Annotated in this window: 24 protein-coding genes; 11 read left to right on the forward strand and 13 right to left on the reverse strand. The window is 68.1% G+C overall.

All coding sequences use genetic code 11. From position 1 onward, the window contains the following. Positions 1–543 (reverse strand): universal stress protein, encoded by a 543-nt coding sequence (locus MNR00_RS15500; protein WP_241926807.1) that lies wholly within the window; start codon positions 541–543, stop codon positions 1–3. Positions 544–696: 153 nt separating this feature from the next. Between MNR00_RS15500 and MNR00_RS15505 the strand changes: the two genes are divergently transcribed. From MNR00_RS15505 to MNR00_RS15520, 4 genes are all read left to right on the forward strand, one after another. Next, positions 697–885 carry a DUF3073 domain-containing protein gene (locus MNR00_RS15505; RefSeq protein WP_241926808.1) on the forward strand — a complete coding sequence of 63 codons (189 nt, stop codon included), beginning with the start codon at positions 697–699 and terminating at the stop codon, positions 883–885. Positions 886–1,016: 131 nt separating this feature from the next. Next, a complete protein-coding gene (locus MNR00_RS15510; protein WP_241926809.1) occupies positions 1,017–1,841 on the forward strand; it encodes an MOSC N-terminal beta barrel domain-containing protein in 825 nt (274 codons plus the stop codon). 58 nt (positions 1,842–1,899) lie between these two features. Beyond that, positions 1,900–2,925: a LacI family DNA-binding transcriptional regulator gene (locus tag MNR00_RS15515; RefSeq protein WP_241926810.1), complete on the forward strand. Its 1,026-nt coding sequence runs from the start codon at positions 1,900–1,902 to the stop codon at positions 2,923–2,925. A gap of 29 nt (positions 2,926–2,954) precedes the next feature. Continuing rightward, entirely contained in the window at positions 2,955–3,908 is a 954-nt protein-coding gene (locus MNR00_RS15520) for a bile acid:sodium symporter (protein ID WP_241928868.1), read from the forward strand. A gap of 13 nt (positions 3,909–3,921) precedes the next feature. Here the strand turns inward: MNR00_RS15520 and MNR00_RS15525 are convergent, their stop codons facing one another. The 3 genes from MNR00_RS15525 to purM are packed head-to-tail and all read right to left on the reverse strand — an operon-like array spanning position 3,922 to position 7,852. Continuing rightward, positions 3,922–5,235, reverse strand: coding sequence for an MFS transporter (locus MNR00_RS15525; RefSeq protein ID WP_241926811.1), 1,314 nt, complete (start codon positions 5,233–5,235; stop codon positions 3,922–3,924). Beyond that, positions 5,232–6,728 carry an amidophosphoribosyltransferase gene (purF, locus tag MNR00_RS15530; RefSeq protein ID WP_241926812.1) on the reverse strand — a complete coding sequence of 499 codons (1,497 nt, stop codon included), beginning with the start codon at positions 6,726–6,728 and terminating at the stop codon, positions 5,232–5,234. The genes MNR00_RS15525 and purF overlap by 4 nt, the downstream gene beginning before the upstream one ends. 5 nt (positions 6,729–6,733) lie before the next feature. Then, positions 6,734–7,852 carry a phosphoribosylformylglycinamidine cyclo-ligase gene (gene purM / locus MNR00_RS15535; protein ID WP_241926813.1) on the reverse strand — a complete coding sequence of 373 codons (1,119 nt, stop codon included), beginning with the start codon at positions 7,850–7,852 and terminating at the stop codon, positions 6,734–6,736. 242 nt (positions 7,853–8,094) lie between these two features. Between purM and MNR00_RS15540 the strand changes: the two genes are divergently transcribed. Both MNR00_RS15540 and MNR00_RS15545 read left to right on the forward strand, forming a co-directional pair. After that, a complete protein-coding gene (locus tag MNR00_RS15540) occupies positions 8,095–8,397 on the forward strand; it encodes a hypothetical protein (RefSeq protein WP_241926814.1) in 303 nt (100 codons plus the stop codon). 80 nt (positions 8,398–8,477) lie between these two features. Then, a complete protein-coding gene (locus MNR00_RS15545; RefSeq protein WP_241926815.1) occupies positions 8,478–9,077 on the forward strand; it encodes a zinc-binding alcohol dehydrogenase in 600 nt (199 codons plus the stop codon). Here the strand turns inward: MNR00_RS15545 and MNR00_RS15550 are convergent. Next, entirely contained in the window at positions 9,074–9,409 is a 336-nt protein-coding gene (locus MNR00_RS15550; RefSeq protein ID WP_241926816.1) for a potassium transporter Trk, read from the reverse strand. The genes MNR00_RS15545 and MNR00_RS15550 overlap by 4 nt on opposite strands. Before the next feature lie 163 nt (positions 9,410–9,572). After that, complete coding sequence (locus MNR00_RS15555) at positions 9,573–9,929, reverse strand: sterol carrier family protein (RefSeq protein WP_241926817.1); 357 nt, start codon at positions 9,927–9,929, stop codon at positions 9,573–9,575. Between the two features lie 168 nt (positions 9,930–10,097). Between MNR00_RS15555 and MNR00_RS15560 the strand changes: the two genes are divergently transcribed. After that, positions 10,098–10,796 carry a CoA pyrophosphatase gene (locus MNR00_RS15560; RefSeq protein ID WP_241926818.1) on the forward strand — a complete coding sequence of 233 codons (699 nt, stop codon included), beginning with the start codon at positions 10,098–10,100 and terminating at the stop codon, positions 10,794–10,796. A 64-nt stretch (positions 10,797–10,860) separates the two neighbouring features. Beyond that, a complete protein-coding gene (gene purD, locus MNR00_RS15565; RefSeq protein ID WP_241926819.1) occupies positions 10,861–12,138 on the forward strand; it encodes a phosphoribosylamine--glycine ligase in 1,278 nt (425 codons plus the stop codon). Between the two features lie 165 nt (positions 12,139–12,303). Here the strand turns inward: purD and MNR00_RS15570 are convergent, their stop codons facing one another. The 4 genes from MNR00_RS15570 to MNR00_RS15585 form a co-directional block, all read right to left on the reverse strand. Beyond that, positions 12,304–14,181, reverse strand: coding sequence for a heavy metal translocating P-type ATPase (locus tag MNR00_RS15570; RefSeq protein WP_241926820.1), 1,878 nt, complete (start codon positions 14,179–14,181; stop codon positions 12,304–12,306). 65 nt (positions 14,182–14,246) lie between these two features. Then, positions 14,247–14,789, reverse strand: coding sequence for a GNAT family N-acetyltransferase (locus MNR00_RS15575; RefSeq protein ID WP_241926821.1), 543 nt, complete (start codon positions 14,787–14,789; stop codon positions 14,247–14,249). Positions 14,790–14,822: 33 nt separating this feature from the next. Then, the gene (locus tag MNR00_RS15580; protein WP_241926822.1) at positions 14,823–15,284 is read right to left on the reverse strand and encodes a hypothetical protein; all 462 of its coding nucleotides are present in this window, start codon (positions 15,282–15,284) and stop codon (positions 14,823–14,825) included. Then, entirely contained in the window at positions 15,271–15,465 is a 195-nt protein-coding gene (locus tag MNR00_RS15585) for a helix-turn-helix transcriptional regulator (protein ID WP_241926823.1), read from the reverse strand. Before MNR00_RS15585 ends, MNR00_RS15580 begins: the two co-directional genes overlap by 14 nt. A gap of 111 nt (positions 15,466–15,576) precedes the next feature. Between MNR00_RS15585 and MNR00_RS15590 the strand changes: the two genes are divergently transcribed. Beyond that, on the forward strand, positions 15,577–16,062 hold the full coding sequence (locus tag MNR00_RS15590) for a hypothetical protein (RefSeq protein WP_241926824.1): 486 nt from the start codon (positions 15,577–15,579) through the stop codon (positions 16,060–16,062). On the opposite strand, the gene MNR00_RS15595 is transcribed toward MNR00_RS15590, so the two are convergent. Then, positions 16,035–17,465: a DHA2 family efflux MFS transporter permease subunit gene (locus MNR00_RS15595; protein ID WP_241928869.1), complete on the reverse strand. Its 1,431-nt coding sequence runs from the start codon at positions 17,463–17,465 to the stop codon at positions 16,035–16,037. The two genes, MNR00_RS15590 and MNR00_RS15595, sit on opposite strands and share 28 nt — an antisense overlap. Before the next feature lie 214 nt (positions 17,466–17,679). After that, entirely contained in the window at positions 17,680–19,926 is a 2,247-nt protein-coding gene (locus MNR00_RS15600; protein WP_241926825.1) for a hypothetical protein, read from the reverse strand. Positions 19,927–20,112: 186 nt separating this feature from the next. On the opposite strand from MNR00_RS15600, the gene MNR00_RS15605 reads away from it, so the two are divergent. Continuing rightward, the gene (locus MNR00_RS15605) at positions 20,113–20,976 is read left to right on the forward strand and encodes a phosphoribosylaminoimidazolesuccinocarboxamide synthase (protein WP_241926826.1); all 864 of its coding nucleotides are present in this window, start codon (positions 20,113–20,115) and stop codon (positions 20,974–20,976) included. A gap of 116 nt (positions 20,977–21,092) precedes the next feature. Continuing rightward, entirely contained in the window at positions 21,093–22,442 is a 1,350-nt protein-coding gene (locus MNR00_RS15610; protein WP_241926827.1) for a solute carrier family 23 protein, read from the forward strand. Positions 22,443–22,532: 90 nt separating this feature from the next. Here the strand turns inward: MNR00_RS15610 and MNR00_RS15615 are convergent, their stop codons facing one another. Next, on the reverse strand, positions 22,533–23,192 hold the full coding sequence (locus MNR00_RS15615) for a TetR/AcrR family transcriptional regulator (RefSeq protein WP_241926828.1): 660 nt from the start codon (positions 23,190–23,192) through the stop codon (positions 22,533–22,535). Positions 23,193–23,300: the final 108 nt, after the last annotated feature.

A 23,300-nucleotide genomic window follows, 5' to 3' on the forward strand; every position in this document is an offset into this window, starting at 1 on the left:
TTACTCGTTCCAGACGTCCTCCTGGTCGTCTGGAACCGGCTCCTCCTGAGGCACGACGAGCACCGAGCGGTGCTGGCGGTGCGCCAGACGCGCAGCGACCGAGCCGGTGAAGAACTCGCGAATCGACTCGCCGAACCCGCGCTTGCGGGTGCCGACGACGATCAGCTGCGCGTCGAGCTTCTCAGCGAGGTGCTTGATCGCCAGCGCAGGGTCACCGACCAGCTGCCGAGCGGTCCAGACGATGTCGGCCTTCTCGAGCATCTGCTCGGCGGTCTTCTGCACATCCTCGAACTCGGCGACTCCGGCATCGAGGTTCAGATCGATGGGAGCGGAGTGCACGTACCCGTCCGGATCCTCGAAGGTGACGAAGCGGGTGACGTCGACGTGCACGACGACGAGCGGCGCACCGAGCAGCTTCGCATAGCGCAATGCCTCTTCGAGCACGTGCTCGGGTTGACCGGGTTGCAACCCGACGATGACGGCCTTCTGGAGGGCGGCATTCTGTGCCGCTTCGTCGGATGCTGGAGGAGTGGAATCGGTCATGTCGATCCTTCCGCGGGGCGGCCGCAGGACGGCCGGATACTCTGGCGTGCGTGCTATCCTGAATGCTACTCTTACCGGCCTCAAGCCGGTGCCGTGAATATCATCGGGCGTTTCACCAGCCCGCTGCTGAACTCGTAAAAGGGGGTCTCGCGCATGGGCCGTGGCCGTCAGAAGGCGAAGCACACCAAAATCGCCCGCGAACTCAAGTCGTACAGTCCTGAGGTGAACTATTCGGCACTCGAGCGTGAGCTCGGGCATCCGGACACCGACGGCAACGAATACGTCGATAAGTGGGCCGATGAGTATGCCGACGAAGATGAGGACGAACTCGAGCGAGCCTGAGCTCCTCGTCTTCCAATGATGTGAGCCCCGGAAGGGCTACTGTCCCTCCGGGGCTTCGTCGTGCCCTCTGATCGAGCTCAACGCACCCGGTTGCGCGACCGCGCGCGTCGAGCGACTGGCAGGATGGGGTGATGCCCCGTGTCGTCGCGCTGTACCGTCACCCGATCAAGGGGTTCACGCCCGAGCGCCTCGATGAGCTCGTGGTGCAGCCCGATGGCCGCATTGCCGGCGACCGAGTGCTGGCGTTCCGCTTCGGCAACGCCGTCGAGCCCGAGGACCGGGATGGGCTGGACTACTGGCCGAAGTCGAAGGGCCTCGCGCTCGAGTCGTTCCCGACGCTCGCCGCGCTGCAGGTGTCATACGACCACGACGCGCGCCGGGTGCGCGTCGCGTACGACGACGAGCTGCTGATCGAAGTGGTGCTCGATGCCGAGGGTCGCGCTGAGCTCACCGAGATCATGACGGCCTTCGTGCTCGACTCCCCCGAGTGGAAGCTGCTGCAGCGCGAGGGGCGCCTGCCGCTGGTGCTGGTCGGCGACGGCGAGAGCTCGCGCTTTCAAGACCGCTCGCGCGGGTTCGTCAGCGTGCACAGCCACGCCAGCATCGACGCGCTGAGTGACGCGCTCGGACAGCAGGTCGATGACCGTCGGTTCCGCTCCAACGTGGTGATCGACGGGGTGGATGCCTGGGACGAGCTGTCCTGGCAGGGCGAGGTGCGCATCGGCGATGTGCGCTTCAGCGCCGAGGGACCGATCGTGCGGTGCCTCGCGACCCACGCGAACCCCGATACGGGCATCCGAGACGCCAAAGTGCTCACCACTCTCACTCGCGGCGTCGGCCTGCCGGAGCCGACCCTGGGGCACCTGCTGCTGCTTGACGGCGTCAACGGCGCGGTCGGCGACGCGGCGGGCCTCGGCGGCGTGATCCGCGTCGGCGACGAGGTGACTTTCGGCTGAGTCGGATGCTGCCGGCTCCCCGCTCCGCGGCACCCGATCGACTAATGTCAGCGACACGATGACCGCCGCACCGGAGCACCCCTCACGCGCGTCGATCAAGGACGTCGCGCGGCTCGCCGGCGTCTCGGCACAGACCGTGTCACGCGTCGCGAATGGCTACGTGCACGTGAGCGACGCCCTGCGAGAGCGGGTGCTCGCATCGATGCAAGAGCTGGGCTATCGACCGAACTCCGCTGCCCGCAACCTGAAGTCGGGCAGGTTCCACAGCATCGGCCTGGTCACCTTCAACATCACCGCGCTCGGCAACCAGCGCACCCTCGGCGCCGTCGCCGAGGCGGCCACGCGCGCCGGGTACACGACGACGCTCATCCCGGTGTCAGACCCGACCGGCGGCAACCTGGCCGGCGCATTCGGGCGACTGCAGGAGCAGGCCGTCGACGGGATCATCCTGCTGATGTCGGCGAAGATCAACTCCCCTCATGACCTCGCCCTCACCGATGGCGTGCCGCTGGTGGTCGTCGACTCCGATCCCACGTCCCAGTACACGCTCGTCGACACCGACCAGGAGCAGGGCGCGCGCCTGGCGATGCAGCACCTGTTCGATCTCGGGCATCGCCGCATCGCGCATGTCGCCGGCCCAGACGATTCCTTCTCGGCCCGGCACCGCGCCGAGGCGTACAGCCGGTTCATGCGCGAGCACGATCTCGAAGCGCCCGAGATCCTGCGCGGCGACTGGTCGGCAGCATCCGGTCGCGCCGCTGGCGAGTCTCTGCTGGGCGGCGACCACCCGCCCACAGCGGTGTTCGTCGCCAACGATGAGATGGCGCTGGGTCTGCTCAGCGCAGCGCACCGGCGCGGGCTGAGCGTTCCCGCGCAGTTGAGCGTGGTCGGGTTCGATGACAGCCCGGACGGTGCCGGATTCTGGCCTTCGCTGACGAGCGTGCACCAGAACTTCGCCGCCGTCGGCCAGCGGGCGACGGCGATCCTGCTCGCGATGATCGACGGGGATCCCATCCCCGAGAACCCGCTCATCCCGACCAGCCTGGTGGTGCGCGACAGCACGGCGGCGCCGGCGGCGCGGTGAACACCCCCGGATCAGAGCGGGAGCACCCGATGGACTGGATGGAGCGCCACCAGGTCGCGCTTTACCTGCTCGCCCTTGCTGTCGGCGCGGCCGTCGGACTGCTCGCGCCGTCGGTCGCTGTTCCGGCGGGGCAATCCATCACCCCCGTGCTCGCGCTGCTGCTGTACGTCACGTTTCTCGGGGTCCCGTTCGCGCAGATCGGCCGCGCGGCGCGCGATGGCCGCTTTCTCACGACGGTTCTGGTGCTGAACTTCGTCGTCGCACCGGTGGTGGTGTGGATGCTGTCGCGCATCGTCGCGCACGATCAGGCGCTGCTGGTGGGCGTGCTGTTCGTGCTGCTGACCCCGTGCGTCGACTATGTGATCGTCTTCACCGGACTCGCCGGCGGAGCGAAGGATCGGCTGCTGGCATCCACTCCCCTGCTCATGCTCGCGCAGATCCTGCTGCTGCCCGTGTATCTGTGGCTGTTCGTCGGCGCGGAATTCGTCGCTGTCGTCGATGCGCGACCGTTCGTCGAGGCGTTCCTGCTGCTGATCGCCGCACCTCTCGCGGCGGCGGCGCTCACGCAGATGCTCGCACGGCGGATGCCCTGGGCAGAGCGTCTGCGGCGATGGGCGCTGCAGACGATGGTGCCGCTGATGATGCTCACGCTGGCTGTGGTGGTCGCGTCACAGGTCTCCGGGGTCGGCGCACGGCTCGGCGCGCTTGCGCTGGCCGTGCCGGTGTACGTGCTGTTCGCCGTGGTGATGTTCGGCCTCGGCGTGCGGATGGGCCGCGCTGGGCGGTCGGATGCCAGAGCGCAGCGCGCCATCGTCTTCAGCGGAGTGACCCGCAACTCACTGGTCGTGCTGCCCTTGGTGCTCGCCTTGCCCGCCGCGTTCGACCTCGCACCTCTCGCCGTGGTCACTCAGACGCTGGTGGAACTGGTGATCATGGTGGTGATGGTGAAGGTGGTGCCGCGGGTCATCCGCAGCTCGACCTGAGCCGCACTGCGGATCACCAGGTGCCGTGCCGGCGCTCCCACTCGTCTTCGATCGTGCGGCGGCGCCCGGCGATCATCCCGGCAGGGAAGGTCACGACCAGCACACCCGCGACGATCAGCAGCGGCACCGTCCAGCCATCGGTCACCCCGTGCAGCACGCCGACCAGCAGCGGGAAGACGGCCGCGAACGTGTACCCGACGCTCTGCACGAAGCTCGAGAGCAGCACCGCGCTCTCGGGCGTGCGGGATCGGATGCTGATCAGCACCAGCGACAGCGGGAACAGGAACCCCACCAGACCGAACAGCACCATCCACAGCGGCAGCAGCGCCGGCACCGGCGCGAGCAGCAGCCCCGCGATGCCGACGAGTCCGCCGACCGATCCGAAGATGAACAGCGGACGCGTCGCCTGATATCGCACGACCAGCACCGGCACCAGCAGCGATGCCGGCAGGCCGATGAACGCCCACAGCGACAGCAGGAAGCCGGCACTCGCGGCGCTCGCTCCTGCGATGTCGGTCAGGATCGCCGGCAGCCACGCGAACGACACGTACGCCATGGTCGAGGAGGTGCCGAACGTGAAGGCCAGCGCCCACACCAGCGGGATGCGTGCGAGGCGCCCGAACAGTCGGCGCGTGGTGGGAGATGTCGCGATCGGGCCGGTGAGGGTGGGGGAGTCGGATGCTGCCGACCCGGCCCCTTTGGTGACCTCAGGCCCTGAGTCTCGCTTCGCCCGCTCAGGAACCGGAGGCCCTGGTCGCATCAGGATCAGCAGCCACGGGATCGCGCCGGCGAGGGCGAACGCGCCCCACATCGCCAACGAGAAGCGCCAGTCCGTGGCCTCAGCCACCGGGACGGCGACCAGCGGCGGAACGAACGTCGAGAACGCCATCGCGGTCGTGTACAGCGTCATCATCAGCCCGATGCGATCGGGGAAGTACTTCTTCACCAGCGGCGGCAGCAGGATGTTGCCCATCCCGACCCCGGCGAAGATCACCATCGTCGTCAGCAGCAGCCCGACCGACCCACCGACCAGCCCGCGACACACCAGCCCGATCGTGATCGCGACCAGAGCGATGACGGTGAGCCGCTCGATCCCCAGCCGCCGCTCCAGCAGAGGCGTAAGCAGCCCGAAGACGGCGAAGCACACCGGCGGCAGCGTGCCGATCACGCCGAGCACGGCCGACGAGACGGGGAAGTCCGCACCGATCAGATCGACGACCGGAGACAGAGACGCGACCGCTGAGCGCAGGGAGAACGCGCACAGCACGATGCCGAGCACAGCGAGCGTGCGGCCCTTCCAGAGCGGCCGCGCGCTCGAGGCCGTCATGACGTCTGCGACTTCTCGACCCAGTCGAGGTACTCGGGCGTGACGGTGCCGGTGATGTACCGGCCGTCGAAGCAGCTCATGTCGAGATCGGTCAGCTCGGAGCCTTCGATGATCGCTGCCTTGAGGTCGTCGACCTCCTGGTAGACGATGCGATCGCATCCGAGCTCTTCGGCGATCTCGGGAATCGTGCGGCCGTGAGCGACCAGCTCGTGCTTGGAGGGCATGTTGATGCCGTACACGTGCGGGTAGCGCACCGGGGGCGCCGCCGACGCGAAGATGACCGACTTGGCACCGGCGTCACGCGCCATCTGGATGATCTGCTTGCTCGTCGTGCCGCGGACGATCGAGTCATCGATGAGCAGCACGTTCTTGCCGCGGAACTCCGTCGACATGGCGTTCAGCTTCTGCCGCACACTCTTCTTGCGCACCGCCTGCCCCGGCATGATGAACGTGCGTCCGACGTAGCGGTTCTTGTAGAAGCCCTCGCGGTACTCCTTGCCGAGCTTGCGGGCGACCTCCATCGCCGACGGGCGCGACGAGTCGGGGATCGGCATGACCACGTCGATCTCGTCCAGCGGCACGTGCTTGGCGATCGTGTCGGCCAGCTTGTCGCCCATGCGCAGGCGCGACTCGTACACCGAGACGCCGTTCATCACCGAGTCGGGACGCGCGAGGTAGACGTACTCGAAGGCGCAGGGGGTCAGCTGCGGGTTGTCGGCGCACTGACGGGTGAAGAGCTCGCCGTCGTTCGTGATGAACACGGCTTCGCCCGGCTCGACCTCGCGCACGACCTCGTAGTCGGCGTTCTCGAGCACCAGCGACTCGCTCGTGACGACCCACTCGTCACGGCCGTCGCTCTGGCGGGTCACCGTGCCGTCGTCGGCGACGCTGGCGGCCTTGCGGCGCCCGAGGATGAGGGGGCGGATGCCGAACGGGTCGCGGAAGGCGAGCAGGCCGTAGCCGGCGATGATGGCGATCACCGCGTAGGCGCCCTCGATGCGGTTCTGCGTGCGCTCGACGGCGTCGAAGATGCGCTCGGCATCGAGGTCGACGGTCGAGGTGGATGCCTGCAGCTCGCCGGCGAGCACGTTCAGCAGCAGCTCGGTGTCGCTGGACGAGTTCAGGTGCCGGCGGTCGCGGTGCGCCATGTCGGCGGTCAGCTCACGCGTGTTGGTGAGGTTGCCGTTGTGGATCAGCACGATGCCATAGGGCGCGTTCACGTAGAACGGCTGCATCTCCTCCTCGTTGGAGGCGGTGCCCTTCGTGGCGTAGCGGACGTGTCCGAGACCGACGTTGCCGAGCAGCGCGCGCATGTCGCGGGTGCGGAACGCTTCGCGCACCATGCCCTCGGCCTTGGCCATGTGCATGACGCCGCTCGGCTCGACCGTGGCGATGCCGGTGGCGTCCTGGCCGCGGTGCTGCAGCAGCAGCAGGGCGTCGTAGATGTCTTGGTTGACGGGGCCGCTTCCGACCATTCCGACGATGCCGCACATGGGTGTTACTTTGCTCCGTCTGCGTAGGATCCGACCAGGCGCACTGCCCCGCCGTCGACGCCCTTGGCGCCCTCTTCGAAATGTCCGGCCGGACGTGCGCCGGTGTGCACGGTCGCGACCTGCCATGCCGGGATGCCCTGCGCCTCGATCTTCGCGATGGCAGCATCCTTCTGGTCTGCCGCGACCACCGCGAGGAAGCCGATGCCCAGGTTCCAGGTGCCCTCGGTGTCGACGATCGGGGTGCCTGCGATGTCGGCGAGCACCCGGAAGACCGGACTCGGCGACCAGGTCGCGCGGTCGACCTCTGCCCAGCTGCCCTGCGGCAGCACCCGGGCGAGGTTGGCGGCGATGCCGCCGCCCGTGACGTGACTGAGCGAGTGGATGCTGCCCGCAGGCAGCTGGTCGATCAGCGTCAGCAGCGGAGTCGTGTACAGCCGGGTCGGCTCGAGCAGCGTCTCGCCCCACGTGGTTCCGAAATCGGCGGCATTGTCGCCGTAGCCGATGCCGGCGTTCGCGACGATGTGGCGCACGAGCGAGTAGCCGTTGGAGTGCAGACCGCTGGAGGCGAGCGCGATCACCGCGTCGCCGTCACGCACCAGGTCGGCCCCGAGCAGGGCATCCGCTTCGACGACACCCGTCGCAGCTCCGGCCACGTCGTAGTCACGCGGGCCGAGCAGGCCGGGGTGCTCTGCGGTCTCGCCGCCGACGAGCGCGGTGCCGGTGGCGGAGCACGCCTCGGCGATGCCGCGCACGATGTCGGCGATGCGCTGCGGCACGACCTTGCCGCACGCGATGTAGTCGGTCATGAACAGGGGCTTCGCCCCCACCACGACGATGTCATCGACGACCATGCCGACCAGGTCCTGCCCGATCGTGTCGTGCTTGTCGATGGCCTGCGCGATGGCGACCTTCGTGCCGACGCCGTCGGTACTGCTGGCCAGCAGCGGACGCTTGTAGCCGAGCAGTGCGCTGGCGTCGAACATGCCGGCGAAGCCGCCTACTCCGCCGAGCACTTCCGGCCCGTGCGTCGCGCGCACGGAGGCCTTCATGAGTTCGACGGCGAGGTCACCGGCGGCGGTGTCGACACCGGCCTGGGCATAGGGGTTGGTGGAGGATTCTGCCACGCCTACAGCCTACCGGCCCGTGGGGGTGGGTCTGGCCTGCAAGTCGGGCCGCGGATCACACCCGATTCGATACTGACCGCTCCGATCTGCTAAAGTGAACGGTTGCGCGATCGTTCGCCGAATCTCACCGGCGCAGCGCACATCCCAGCACGGGCCGTAAAAGCCGGAATCGCACCGATGCGGATCCGCCGCCCAGCTGAAAGAAGGCGGCAGCGTGCCGCCCGCACACGAATCAAGAAATCATGAGCAGTACCGAAATCTCCGCGCGCTCTGACGCGCCCATTGAAAGCGAAACGAACCTCACCCCCGCAGAGCTGGCCTGGCAGCAGGCCGATGACGACGTCTTCGTCGCGACGAGCCAGGGCGAGTTCGCCGGCTTCGTGACCGTCGACAACAGCACCCACGTGGTGCACGACCGCCACAGCCGCCGGATCGGCAGCTACCCGACGCTCGCCGCAGCTCGCCAGGCGCTGGTGGATGCCACGCGTCCGCCGTCCCGTGGTCGCGAGCGGCTGCGCCGTCGCATCCTCTCCCGTCGCCGCTGACAGCGACCCCGGCAGAATCCATCCCACGCCGACAACACCACATCGTTCCATCCCGCGTGTCACTTGCCTACGATGGGGCCATGGTCGATAAGCCGCAATGGCTGATCCGCGAGGACGCCGGCACATCAGTGCTGGTGGCCTTGGCGGTGCGCCAGCTGATCGGCATCCGAGAGCCATCCGACCTGCCGAGCCTGCGCGGACTCGACGTGCGCCCTCCGGACGCGACCGACGTCGACGACGCCCTCGAGAACCAGTGGCGCGAGTACTGGGATATGACGGTCGAGCCGCGCGCGCACCGCTCGGAGGTGCCGCTCGATCTCGTCGACGGCTTCGACACGCTCGTGGCGCTGCCGACCAGCGGCGCCGAAGAGCTGCGCGATGCCATGGTGCCGCACGCCGCCGCCGCCCTGCGGTACGCGCAGAACGCGCACAACCGCTACGTCGATTCGGTGAGCTCCTCCGGCGGGGCGTACCGGGCGTACGCCAGCGCGATCGCCGAGTTCGAGCGCGACGTGGGCAGGCGGGCGCACTCGTTCGAACTGAACGTGCAGGTGCTGCCGTTCAGTCAGCGCGGCATCTGGTGGATCGGCACGCTCAGCGTCGCGGTCACCGACGGGCTGCGGCGCGACGTGGTCGCCTTCGACGCGGCCATGCGGCCGGTAATAGGGGAGCTCGCTTAGGCGGATGCCTCGGCGTCAGCATCCGAGGCGACGACGCGCTCGTGCTCGACCGTCACGACGCGCGCGTGCTTGCGCGCGACGCGGTCGAGGATCAGCGCGACGCCCGCGCCGAGCGCGATGCCGATCGGAATCGTCCACAGCAGAGCGAATCCGAAGACCTGCCCGGGAGGGTAGACGACGTCGAGCACCTTCGAGGGCTCGTAGTTGCCGATCGCGATGAGGATGCCGGCGACGATCACTCCGAGCACGACCCCGAGCCCGATGAACACGCCATAGCGCGGAACGGGGCGCACCGTGGCCTCGACGGTCTGGTGGGTGGAGCTGCGGGACATGCACCTATTGTCCCACGGTGCGGCTATGCGTGCTCTGCCCCCGCGCACCTCTGGTCGAGAGCACGGGATCTCGACGAATGCACGAGACGTTCACGCCAACAGGTCGTGCACTCGCCAGGATCTCGTGCGTTCGGCGACATCAGGTGCGACGAAGTCGCGCCTGTCAGGGGCGCAGCGGCAGGAGTTCAGCGATATCGGCGCGGGTGCCTGATGCCACGATGCGGCCGGCGACGACGGCATCCGACCACTGCTCGGCGCCGGTGGCGACCGCGATCCACGTCGCCGCGTCCATCTCGACGACGTTGGGCGGGGTGCCCCGGGTGTGCCGCGGACCCTGCACGACCTGCACAGCGCCGAACGGCGGCACCCGCACCTCGACGCTGTTGCCCGGCGCCTTCTCATCGAGCAGCTGCAGCAGATACCGCACCGCAGTCGCGGTGGCCGGGCGCGCAGCGTCTCCCGCGGCGACGGCGGCGAGCGCCGCTCGTCCGTCCCCGATGTCGATCCTGCGGCTGGCCATGCCTCCAGGCTACGCCGCCGCCTCCTCCCCCCTGCCGCCGCCCTTCCGTCGAGAGCACGACACCTCGCCGAGTGCACAGTCAATTCGCGTGAACGTCCCGGGCGCTCGACAGCAACCCGTGCGTTCGGCGGGCCCTGGGGTGGGCGACCGGGCATAAGGTCGATGCAGATGACTGCTTCAGCCGAGACGATCCACAGCGCCAGGGATGACCTGATCGCCATCACGCAGCGCGCGGGCGACTGGCTGCCGGCGTTCCCTCTCGAGACGGCCGACCCACTGCCCGCGTCGGTGCTCGTACTGTTCGGGCGGCTCGACAGCATCCCGGCGCGCAGTGACGAGCTGACCGTCGCGGCCGATCTCGACGTGCTGCTGCAGCGGCGGGCCGCGACGTTGTCTTCGCATCCGGGGCAGGTGTCGTTCCCCGGCGGCCGGCAGGACGAAGAGGATGCTGACGCCATCGCGACCGCGCTGCGCGAGGCCGAAGAGGAGACCGGCCTCGACCCTGATGGCGTCGAGGTGCTCGGTGCGCTGCCGGAGATTCCTCTGGCGGTGAGCAACTACCTGGTGATCCCGGTGCTCGGCTGGTGGCGCAAGCCGTCGCGGGTGGCCGCGGTCGATCACGCCGAGACCGTGGATGTCTTCCGCGTGCCGGTGGCCCAGCTGCTGGATCCGGCGAACCGGTACACCTCGGTGCTGAGCCGCGGTGGGCTGAGCTACCGCGGGCCGGCGTTCGACATCGACGGCACGGTCGTGTGGGGGTTCACCGCCGGCATCCTCGACGCGCTCTTCGATGCAACAGGCTGGGCGCTGCCCTGGGACCGGACGGTCGAGCGCCCTGTGGCCCCGTCCGACGTCGGCATCGACTGACCCGCGGCGACCGGCGACCGGAACACATCGAAGCCCTCCCCGGCACCGCCGGTAGGCTTGCGGCATGAAGATCCTGGTCCTCGGTTCCGGCGCGCGCGAGCACGCGATCATCCTCTCGCTGCGGTCGGAAGAGGCCGAGCATGAGATCTTCGCGGCCCCCGGCAACGCCGGAATCGCGCAGGATGCCACGATCGTCGACCTCGACATGCTCAATGGTGCCGCGGTCGCGGGCTTCGCCAATGAGCATGGCATCGACTTGGTCGTCGTCGGCCCTGAGGCGCCGCTGGTCGTCGGCGTCGCGGACGTGCTGCGTGAGCGCGGCATCCCCGTCTTCGGCCCGGGCAAGGCCGCGGCTCAGCTCGAGGGATCGAAGGCGTTCGCTAAGCGGATCATGGATGCTGCCGGCGTGCCGACCGGACGCGCTGTGCGCGCAGCATCCGCCGCCGAGGCAGAGGCCGCATTCGACGATTTCGGCGCCCCCTACGTCGTGAAGGCCGACGGCCTCGCCGCAGGCAAGGGCGTGATCGTGACGGCCGACCGCGGCGAGGCGCTCGCCCACGCCGAGCACTACCTGCCAGCGGGCCCAGTGCTGGTCGAGGAGTTCCTCACCGGCCCCGAGGTCTCACTGTTCTTCCTCAGCGACGGCGACACCGTGCGCCCGCTCGCTCCGGCCCAGGACTTCAAGCGCGCGCTCGACGGCGACGGCGGACCGAACACCGGCGGCATGGGCGCGTACTCCCCGCTGCCGTGGCTGGCCGATGACTTCGGCAGCATCGAGAACTTCGTGGCCGAGGTGACCGAGACCGTCGCGATGCCGGTGGTCCGCCAGCTCGATGCCGAGGGCACCCCGTTCATCGGGCTGCTCTACGCGGGGCTGATCCTCACCCCCGCCGGCGTGCGCGTGATCGAGTTCAACGCCCGGTTCGGCGATCCAGAGACCCAGGTCGTGCTGCCGCGCCTTCGCACCCCGCTGTCGCGGCTGCTGCTGTCGGCGGCATCCGGGCACCTCGAGGACGAGCCGCTGCCGGAGTTCTCGGACGACGTCGCGATCACGGTCGTGCTCGCGAGCGAGGGCTACCCGGAGGCACCGCAGACCGGCCGCATGATCGAGGGGCTCGCCGAGGCGGCATCCGTCGACGGCGTCGCGATCGTGCACGCCGCGACCGGCGCCCCTGACGCCCCGGGCGGCTCACTCATCGCGACCGGTGGTCGCGTGCTGAACGTGGTCGCAACAGGGTCGGATTTCTCGGATGCCCGTGCCCGCGCCTACGAGGCCATCGGCCGCATCGCACTGGACGGCGCCCACTACCGCCACGACATCGCGGCCCGCGTCGCGGAGTAGTCCGCGGCCACCAGGCGTCGGCGACGCGGACGCGTCCGCAGTCACCGCGCCCCGCGCCCCGCACCCCGCGCCCCGCACCCTGCGCCGCGCCCCCAGAAAAGGCGATCTGCCCGCAGAAGGTCGATCCGCGCGTTTCTGGCCGAATCTCGAGCTGATCGCCTGATCTCAGCTGCGCGCGACCGCCCGCGGCGCCCGCGCGGGGGCGGATGCCCGGCGCTTCGGGCCGGTCAGTGCGCGCAGCGCGTAGAGGATCGTCGCCAGGTCGACCAGCTCCTGGATGAACGCGCCGGCCACAGCCGGGATCACGCCCGTCGTCGCGATCAGCATGAGGCCGACGCTCAGCACGATGCCGATCCAGATCGCGGTGTACGCCACCTTCAGCGTGTGCCTGCCGACCTCGGCGGCGCGCAGCACCGGCAGCAGCGAATCCTTCAGCACGACAGCATCCGCCGCCTCGCCCGCCGCCGTCGATCCGCGCGCGCCCATCGCGACGCCGACGTCAGCCGCGGCCAGCACCGGGGCGTCGTTGACGCCGTCGCCGACCATGAGCATCGGCCGCGGCGTCATCTCTGCGGCGAGCGCCACCTTCTGCGCCGGCAGCAGCTCGGCGTGCACCTCGGTCACGCCCAGGGGCGCGGCGATGGCGGATGCTGTCGCCTCGGCATCCCCGGTGAGCATGGCGATGCGCTCGACGCCGTGCGCGCGCAGGCCGTCGACGACCTCGGCGGCCTCAGGACGCACCGCATCCGCGAGGACGAGCGCCCCAGCGAACCGACCGTCGACAGCGACGTACGCGGCGAGCTGGCCGGAAGCCAGCGGCGTGCGCACGGTCTCGGGTGCGAGCGAGGCCACGTACGCGGGCTTGCCGACCACGACGGTGCGCCCTTCGATGACGGCGGAGACGCCGTTCGTCGCGACCTCTTCCGCGTGTGTGGCGGTGGCGAGGGGCAGTCCGCGGACGGCGGCAGCCCGGCGCACGCCCTCGGCGAGGACGTGGCTGGAGTACTGCTCGGCGGATGCTGATAGACGCAGCAGCTCATCAGCATCCATCCCTTCGGCGGCACGCACTTCGACCAGTTCAGGCCGCCCCTGGGTGAGGGTGCCGGTCTTGTCGAACGCCGCCGAGCGCACCCGCGCGAGCTGCTCGATGACCGCACCGCCCTTGACGATCACGCCCTCCTTCGCCGTGCGCGACAGCCCGCCGAGGAAGGCGACGGGAGCAGCGATCAGCAGAGGGCAGGGGGTGGCGAGCACGAGCACCTGCGCGAAGCGCAGCGGGTCGCCCGCGATCGCCCAGGCGACACCGGCGATGGCCAAGGAGACGAGGGTGAACGGAATGGCGAAGCGGTCGGCCAGCCTCACGGTGGGGGCCTTGCTCTGCTGCGCCTCGTGCACGAGCGCGATGATCTGCTGGTATTGACTGTCGCTGCTGAGGCGCAGGGCGCGAATGCGCACGGCGTTCGACCCGTTGACGGCTCCCGAGAGCACCTCGTCACCGGCGCTGCGCCCGACCGGCACGCTCTCACCGGTGAGAGAGGACTCGTCGAAGCTGGCCTCGGCGCTGAGGAGCACGCCGTCGACCGGCACGATCTCGGACGGACGCACGAGCAGTTCCATGCCGGGGACGACCTCGTCGACCGGGATGTCACGCGGGCGGGCGTCTTCGCCGTCGAGCACATGCGCGATCTGCGGCGAGCGGTCCAGCAGTGCAGTGAGGTCTCGTGCCGCGCGGCGTTGGGCGTAGTCCTCGAGCGCCTCGCCACCCGAGAGCATCAGCACGATCACGAGCGAGGCGATGTACTCGCCTACTGCGAGCGTCGCGACCATGGCGATGAGCGCGAGGATGTCGAGGCCGAAGTGCCCGCGGATGATGTCCTTCAGCATGCCCCACGCCGTGATGGCGATCACGATGCCGACCGCGATGGTCGCGATCCAGCGGGCGGGTTCGTGCAGTCCCGCGAGGGAGAGCACGATCACGACGAGCGTCGCGATCAGCCCGCCGGTGAGGATCGGGTAGTGCCGAGCGAGTCGGAGCAGCCTCATGGTTCAACTCTGCCCGAAGTCCGGGTGCTCTGCAGAGAAGGGTGGCGGATGCTGAGGATCGCCGGCTACAGGGCGATCCAGTACTGGCGCAGCCGTGCGATGGAGCCGGAGGCCGCGTCGTCCGGTCCGTCGATCGTGTCGACCAGCTCGCCGCCGGCACCCTCGATCGTGCGGTACGAGCCGGCGTTGTCGTCGTCGCAGGTGATCATGACCCGGTCGTAGCCCTGTGCGCGGGCGCGATCGAGCACGAGGTCCAGCGCGGTGCGGGCGATGCCCTCGCGGCGGCGCGAGGGCCGCACGGAGTACCCGATGTGCCCGCCGAAGCTGCGCAGCCAGTCGTTCAGCTCCCGCCGGAACGCGATGAATCCGACGACCTCATCTGCGTCGACGATCCAGAAGTAGTCGCAGGCGACGTGACCATCGGGCAGGGCCGCGCCAGGGCGACCGTACAACTCGGCCTTGGCGACGAACTCCTCGCACGCGGCACGATCGGGCGCCGTGCCGAACTCGAGTCCGGCTCCGTCGATGTGCACGTCACCGAACTCGGCCACGGTAGCGGCCCACGAGTCGAAGAGGTCGATGGACGGGGTGGCGAGTGCGATCGGCATCCGATCAGTCAATCACGAGCGCCTGCTGCGGCCTCAACCCCGGCGGACGAAGAACCAGTTGGCCAGCATCCATCCGACGATGAGGGTCAAGAACGTCACCACGCTCATCGTGCGAGACAGGCTGTCGGTGTCGACGATGACGTGCACGACGAGCTGAACCGCGCTCAGGACGAGAGCGAGCACCCCCACCGCCGCGAGGCCCTTCGTCGCCGCGACGCGATCGCGCTCATCGGCGTATTCGAGGGCGTTGACGCGCTCCAGATCGCCGGAGCGCGAACGGCGGGCGAAGATCGCACCGGCGGCGGCGACGATCCCGCCGAGCAGCACCACCGTGCCCGCGTAGGGCTGCCCCATGACGAAGCACACGATCGCCGCAATGACGCAGATCGCGATCAGCACGGTGTTCACCCGCGACATCGGCCAGCGCATGCGGCGGGTCCCTGCTTCGTCACGCTCAGGATCACTCGACACGTGATCCGCATCATCCGTCGACATCGAAGAGCTCCTCCACGGTTGAGCCGAAATGGCGGGCGAGGTGCACGGCGAGGGTCAGCGAGGGGTCGTAGCGGCCGGTCTCGATGGCGTTGATCGTCTGTCGTGAAACGCCGACCGCCGTCGCCAGCGCCTGTTGGGAGAGCCCCTGCTCACCTCGGAGTTCCTTGACTCTGCTGCGCACGACTCAACGGTAGGGCAACTGCGCGCGACATGTAAAGCCGACTTGACAACGCGACGAAATGTAAAGCATGCTTGTCACGTCAAGTCCGCTTTACACGTCCGGAGGCCCCACATGAGCGAAGCGCTCGTTGATTTCACCCAGTCCCTTCCCATCTGGCTGCAGTGGGCCGGGGTGATGCTCGCCGCGGCGATCCCGTTCATCGAGTCCTACTTCGGCACGCTCATCGGCATCCTCGCCGGAGTGCCGACGCCGCTCGCCGTCGCCGCCGCGATCGTCGGCAACGTGGCATCCATGCTCGCGTTCGTGTTCGTCGCCTCGAAAGCGCGGCAGAAGGTGCTCGCACGACGGGCCGGCGGCGAGGAAATCCCTGAGCCCTCGCCGCGCCGCGAGAAGGTCAAGCGCATGTTCGACAGGTTCGGCGTGCCCGGCGTCAGCCTGCTCGGTCAGACCGTGCTACCGAGTCAGATCACGTCGGGAATGATGGTGTCCTTCGGCGCGAGCCGCAACGCCGTGATCTTCTGGCAGGTCATCTCGATCATCGTCTGGGCGATCATCTTCGCCATGATCGGTCAGGCCGGCGTGGCCCTGCTGCGCTGAGTGTCAGCATTCTCGCTGTTGTACCGGCCGAGGAACAGCGCCGCCACAAGCGCGACCACGAGCACGGATGCCGGCAGCAGCATCGCCTGGGCCATGCCTGCCGAGAATCCCTCGGCGATCTGCGGAGGCATCGTCCCACCCGCGACGCCGGAGGGAGCCTCGGACAGGCCGGGCAGGTTGGCCTCGAGTCGCGACTGCATGAACGCCGCGATGGATGCTGAGCCGACGACCGACCCGATCGTGCGGGTGGTGTTGTAGATGCCCGCCCCCGCGCCGGCCTGCCGCGGGGGCAGGTTGCGGGTGGCGGTCGTCGCGAGCGGGCCCCACATGCCGGCGTTGCCGATGCCGATCAGAGCCGAGGGCAGCAGGAACATCCAGATCGGGGTCTCCATGTTCACCATCGAGGCGTTCCACAGCTGACCGCCGGCGACGAACAGCAGGCCCGGGATCAGGATCCAGCGCGGGTCGATGCGGTCGATCAGCTTGCCGGCAGCCGGCGCCAGCACTCCCGAGAGCACGGCCATCGGGATCATCAGCAGCGCGGACTCGGTCGGCGTCAGGCCGCGGGCCAGCTGCAGGAAGAACATGAACGGCAGCGACATCGACGTCACCGCGAAGCCGACCACGGCGATGGCGACGTTCGCGCCGGAGAAGTTGCGGTCGCGGAACAGCGAGAGCGGCACGAGCGCCTCGCTCTTCGTGAACGCCTGCTGCACGATGAACAGCGCGAGCACGACGAGGCCGGAGATGATGAGGCCCCACACTGAGATGGGGCCGGCGATGACGCCCCAGTCGTATTTCTCACCCTCTTGCAGGCCGAAGACGATGAGGAACAGCGCCACCGCGCTGAGCACGACGCCGAAGATATCGAAGCGGTGTTCGTGGGTCTCGAGCTTCGGCACGAGGATCCAGGCGAGCACGAAGCCGATCACGCCGACCGGCAGGTTGATGAAGAAGATCGCCTCCCAGCCGAACGCGTCGACGAGCACCCCGCCGAGCAGCGGTCCGACGAGTGTCGCGACTCCGGCGGTGGCGCCCCACAGCCCCATCGCCGCGCCGCGCCGAGCGGGCGGGAAGGTGCGGGTGATCACTGCCATGGTCTGCGGCGTCATGAACGCGGCACCGAGACCCTGCGCGGCGCGCGCGACGATCAGCCCTTCCAGCGTGGTCGACAGGCCGCACCACAGGGATGCCAGGGTGAAGACCGCCAGGCCGATGAGGTAGATGTTCTTCGGCCCGAATCGGTCGCCGAGACGGCCGGTGATCAGCAGCGGCACTGCATAGGCGAGCAGGTACGCGCTGGTGACCCACACGACGTTGTCGAGGTTGTTCGTGTCGGGGTCGAGCGCCGCCTTGATGGCGGGGTTCGCGACCGAGACGATCGTCGTGTCGACGAGGATCATGAAGAACCCGATGACCAGTGCCCACAGTGCGGGCCACGGGCTGCGGGGCTTGTGCCCGTGGGCGTAGGTGCCGGTCGACGGCGTCACTTCAGAACTCACCCGGCAACGTTACACCTGGGATGGGACGACGGTGCGGGATGGAACGACGGCGTGGGATGGGCACCGCGCCCGTCGGCGTCGCCGAGACGACGACCGACGGACGCGGTGCGTTCATTCACTTCTTCTTGCAGGCGTTCGGGTTGGGACCGTTGCCCTTGTCGTGCCCGTAGGCATTGCCGTTGCCCTTGCCTGGTCGGCACTTCTCAGTCTGAGTTTCCTCCGAACCCAGCGGGATGACGCGAAGCGCCGCCGGCGCAGAGCTGCCGAAGAGGTAGATGCCGTCCTGCGCGACATCCGCGTCGGCACGCAGCTGCGGGGCGAGCGGCGCGATGATGAACCGAGCGTTCTCCTCGCCGTCTGCAGTCAGGGTGCGGTGCTCCATCGTCTCAGGGTCGAGCACGGTGAGCTTGGAGGCGACGTTGAGCAGCAGGTTGCCGTCGTGCCATGCGAAGCTCATCGGACGCCACATTCCGTAGCGGGTGACCTCGGGGAAGATGTTCTTCGACTTGGACTCGATGACGGTCATGGTCGCTGGGTCGACCGCGAACACCCAGCCGTCCGTCGTCCCCCACAGATTTCCGTCCGGGCCGAACGAGAGCGCGCTGATGTGCTTCGGCTTCTGGCCGGTCGGCAGGTCGAGCGAGTACTCGCCGGTCTTCTCACCGCTGGCGACGTCGTAGGTGAACAGCTTCGCCTCGGTTGCGATCGGATCGGCGCCGAGCCCGCCGACGACGGTGGTCGAGCCGTAGACGATGCCGTCCTTGACGGCGAGGCCGATGACGCTCTGATTCTCGACGATCCCCTTCTCGACGGTCGTCTCGCCGGTCGCGATGTCATGGATCGTGAGGGCGCCCTGGTGCAGTCCGTAGCCCGGGATCGATCCGATGAACAGCTTTCCGCCGTCCTCGACCATGTAGTACGGACGGTCCTGTTCGCTGCCGATCGTGAACACGCGCGAGGACTTCGGCCTGCCGTCCGTTCCCGTCACCACTCGGTCGATGTGCCCACCGGGGTAGAGGCCGAAGTAGGTGGCGTCCCCTACGGTGAGCATCGACTCCGCCTGCTCGGCGGGGAAGTTCGCGAACGTGCCGGCCCCGGTGTCGTATACGGCACCAGTTCCGGCCGGATAGGTCACCAGGTAGATACCGCCATCGGCGTTCAGAGCCATGTTGTGCAACGGGGTGCCTGTGCTCGTCTGGACGACGTTCGGCAGCGTGATCTGGCGCTTGCCGGTGATGTCGAGAGCACGCAGCGGCCCCTGGCGCGAGGCGGTGACGAGCCACTCACCGGGGTGGCCGGCCTCGGTGAGGTCGACCCATGCCTGACCGCGCATACCAAGACCGAACGGGATGCCGGCGTTCGAGAACACCGGCTCGGCACCACTGAGGTCAACCTCTGCGATGGTTCCGTTGTACGTCAGGTAGATCTTGCCGTCACGCGACGCGAGTTGTGTGAACCCCGGATTTCCGTTCAGGGTCGGCGTGCCGGTCAGCGCCGCCTTGTTGAGCGTCTTCGTGCTCCACTGCCCCGTCTCGAGGTTGTAGAACGACGTCGCGGCGAGATCACCCGAGAAGTTGACCACCAGCCAGTCGCCGACCTTCTGCATGTCGTACGCCCAGGGAAGGACATCGACATCGAAGATCGCGAGCAGCGGGTCCGAGACGCGCTCGCGGACAGTGGGGTCGCTCGCGTCGATCTTCACCACCGCTCCGGTGGCGCCGGTTCCGGCATAGATGTACCCGTCGTGGTACTCGATCGACCGCACGTACTCCTCGCCCTCGACCTGAGTCCAGCGGGTGAAGGTCTTGGCCGCCGCGTCGTATTTCACGACCTCGCCTGTCTTGTAGGTGCCGACATACGCGTTGGACTGGTCATCGATCACCATCGACCAATTCGAGCTGGATCCGGGGACGACACCGGCGAACACGGCCTCGTTGGCCACCGGGTCGTACACCCAGAGCTCACCGCGCTGTGCTCCGGCGGCATCCTTGCCGATCGCAGCGACGTACACCTTGCCGTTCGGCGCGATCTCGAGCTTCCAGACCTGGATGACGCTCGGCATCTCGGCCGCCTGCACGAAGGTGTTCGAGGCGATGTCGATGACGTTCAGCAGGGAGCCATCGGAGGAGGTGGCGGTGTATCCGACCGTGCGCCCATCCAACTCGCCGAACGCCATGTCGATGATGCTGGGCACCTGCACCGGGATGCCGACCTGCTGCTCGGCACCGAAGGTCATGCCATGGAAGGTCTCACTGGGTGGATTGTCCTCAGCGGCGGCGACCGGAGCGGCCGCCCCTACGAGGACGGCGGCCGCAGCCGCGGCGACGATCGATCTGAACAGTCGTCTGCGTGTGGGGGACACAGCGTGCTCCTAACTGACGCAAGTGCGTCGACGGTCTCTGCTCAGCGACGAGCCCACGCCAAGACGCAGCGTTGCGCCCGCAACCAAACAAAAGTGAGGTTTCGTAATAGCCGACAGTACCCAGTGCTTACAGTTAAGGGAATACCCAATTTCGATGTGAGAATTCGAAGATGGGATGATGTACCGGTGAGCGAAGCACAGAGCGTCCCCGGCTGGCGGCACATCTACTCGGGCAAGGTCCGTGACCTGTATGCGTCGGAGGACCCGGGCGACACCCGCATCCTGGTGGTCGCATCCGACCGCGTCAGCGCCTTCGACTTCGTGCTCTCCCCCGGTATCCCGTCCAAGGGAGAGCTGCTCACGACCCTGAGCATGTGGTGGTTCGACGAGCTCAGCGACGTTCCGAACCACATCGCCGAAGGCGAGATCCCGGATGCTGTCGCCGGGCGTTCGATGATGGCGATGGCTCTCGAGATGCTGCCCATCGAGTGCGTCGTGCGCGGATACCTCACCGGTTCGGGATGGGCCGAGTACGTCGAGAGCGGCACCGTGTGCGGCATCCCCCTTCCCGCCGGACTCAAGAACGGCGACAGACTGCCCGAGCCGCTGTTCACCCCTGCTTACAAGGCGCCGATGGGCGAGCACGACGAGAACATCACCTTCGAGAAGGTGGTCGCGCTGGTGGGCGCCGAGCGCGCCGCCGAACTGCGCGACACCTCGCTGCAGATCTACTCGCGCGCCGCAGCGATCGCCGAGGCGAAGGGCCTGATCCTCGCCGATACCAAGTTCGAATTCGGTGTGGATGCCGAGGGCACTCTCCGCCTGGCCGATGAGGCGCTCACCAGCGATTCGTCGCGATACTGGGACGCCGAAGCCTGGCGCACCGGCACGACTCCGGATGCCCGGATGGCGAGCTTCGACAAGCAGATCGTCCGCGATTGGCTGGCGGCGAACTGGGACAAGCAGGGCGAGCCGCCGGCACTGCCGGAGGAGATCGTCACGCAGACGGCCGACCGCTACCGCGAACTGATCACGCGCCTGCAGGGCTGAGCGTCCGCACGCTTCACCGGGTCTCGTCGAACGAGCGAGTCGGTACCACCCCTGTGTTCCGGCGCGGGCTACCGATAGTGTTTCGTCAACCCTGACCCCGACTCCGAGGAGCCGAAATGCCACTGTGGAAAGTGCACGGCAATGGTCGCACTGTCGCGCCTGGTGCCGTCGTCCGCCCTGAAGAACGCCTGAACTGGCCAGCCACCATCGCGATCGGCGTGCAGCACGTCATCGCCATGTTCGGCGCCACCTTCCTGGTGCCGATCCTGACCGGATTCCCCGTGCCGACCACGCTGCTGTTCAGCGGTATCGGCACGATCCTGTTCCTGCTCGTCACCCGCAACAAGCTGCCCAGTTACCTCGGCTCGTCGTTCGCCTTCATCGCACCGGTGACGGCGGCGACCGCCGCCAACGCTTCTGGCGCGAGCAACGGCATGGGTGCGGCGCTGGCCGGCATCGTCGCCGTCGGCGTGCTGCTGGCGATCATCGGCGTCGTCGTGAACACGGTCGGCGTGAAGTGGGTCGACCGCTTCCTGCCGCCGGTGCTCGCCGGAACCATCGTCGCTCTGATCGGATTCAACCTGGCCGGCGCTGCCCGCGGCAACTACGAGCAGGCGCCGATCACCGCGACGTTCACGCTGGCGATCACGATCCTGTTCGCGGTGGTGTTCCGCGGATTCCTCGGACGCATCTCGATCTTCCTCGGTGTGATCGCGGGATACATCTTCGCGGGCTTCCGCGGCGAGCTCGACTTCACCAAGGTCGACGAGGCGGCGTGGGTGGGACTGCCCACTTTCCACTTCCCGGACTTCGCGTCGTCTGGCACCTGGTCGGCGATGGCGATGTTCCTGCCCGTCGTGCTCGTGCTGATCGCCGAGAACGTCGGCCACGTGCGCGGTGTCGCGACCATGGTCGAGGACCCTGCGATCAACAAGCAGACCGGCAAGGCGCTGATCGCTGACGGCCTCTCGACGTCGCTCGCCGGGTTCTTCGGCGGTTCGGGTACGACCACCTACGGCGAGAACATCGGCGTCATGGCATCCACCCGCGTCTACTCCACCGCCGCCTACTGGGTCGCGGGCATCACGGCGATCCTGTTGAGCATGTCGCCGAAATTCGGCGCCATGATCAACTCGGTTCCCCCTGGTGTGCTCGGCGGCGTCACGACGGCGCTGTACGGCCTGATCGGCGTCATCGGCATCAAGATCTGGGTCGACAACAAGGTCGACTTCTCGCGTCCGGTCAACCAGTACACGGCTGCGGTCGCGCTGATCGTCGCGGTCGGCGGGTTCCAGATCATCGATCCGGACTCGGGCTTCCAGCTCGGCGGCATCGTGCTCGCCACGGTCGCTGCGATCCTGATCTACCACCTCGGCAACCTGATCGCCCGCCTGCGCAAGACCGGAGCGGACGACCCGAAGCCCCTCGAGCCGGTCGGCCCCATCGGCGGCGACACCGTCGACTGAACGGACCTCCCGACTCACGCTGAAGGGCGGCGCTTCCCACGGGAACGCCGCCCTTCAGCATCCGACAGTGCGCGCTTCGCGCAGGCCGCGTCAGTCCTCGGGATAGGCGTCAACCGCGCGCAGTGCGACCTCCGCAGCATCGGATGCCACGAGCGGCAGCGGATGCGCGGGCTCGCCGAGGCCGTACATGTCGTGCAGCCAGCGACGAGCGGCCTGCAGCGGATACGTCTGCCCGTACACGGCACGCTTCACGATCACGCCTTCGAGCACGCTGCGCAGCATGATCTCCTCCAGCGCCGGGTCGGCGGCGCCGCGCTCACGGAACAGGTCTTGCATCATCGCCCCGGCGGCAAGCACGCCGTCCAGCCCACGCTGCTCGGCATCCGCGTAGAGGCGGTGCGTGGCCGGCAGGATCGACAGGCCGAGGGTGATCCGCTGCTGCGGCATCGCCTGATCAGCGGTGATCAGCGACATGTCGATGATCAGACGCAGCCGGTCATCGGCGCTCTCATCGCCGAACGCGACACCCGTCATCTTCGCAAAGTAGGCGTCGAGCACCGCACCTACAAGGTGCTCTTTGCCGTCGAAGTAGTAGCTCACCAGGCCCTGTGCGACACCGGCTCGACGCGCGATCTCAGCGAGGCTCGCCTCGTGATAGCCCTTCTCCCCGAACACGGCGAAAGCGGCTTCGATGATGGCGGTCTGCGATCGTTCGCGCGCGTCGCGGTTCTGCTCCGCTGAGCGTGACATCGCACCCCTCCTCACACCTGAACGCTTCAGTGGGTCACCTGACCCAGTTCGCCCGAGTCCCATTGTGACCGATCAAGATGTGCATCGGCCGCCCTGGCGTCGATCTTG

The sequence above is a fragment of the Microbacterium sp. H1-D42 genome (assembly GCF_022637555.1).
Taxonomy (GTDB): Bacteria; Actinomycetota; Actinomycetes; order Actinomycetales; family Microbacteriaceae; genus Microbacterium.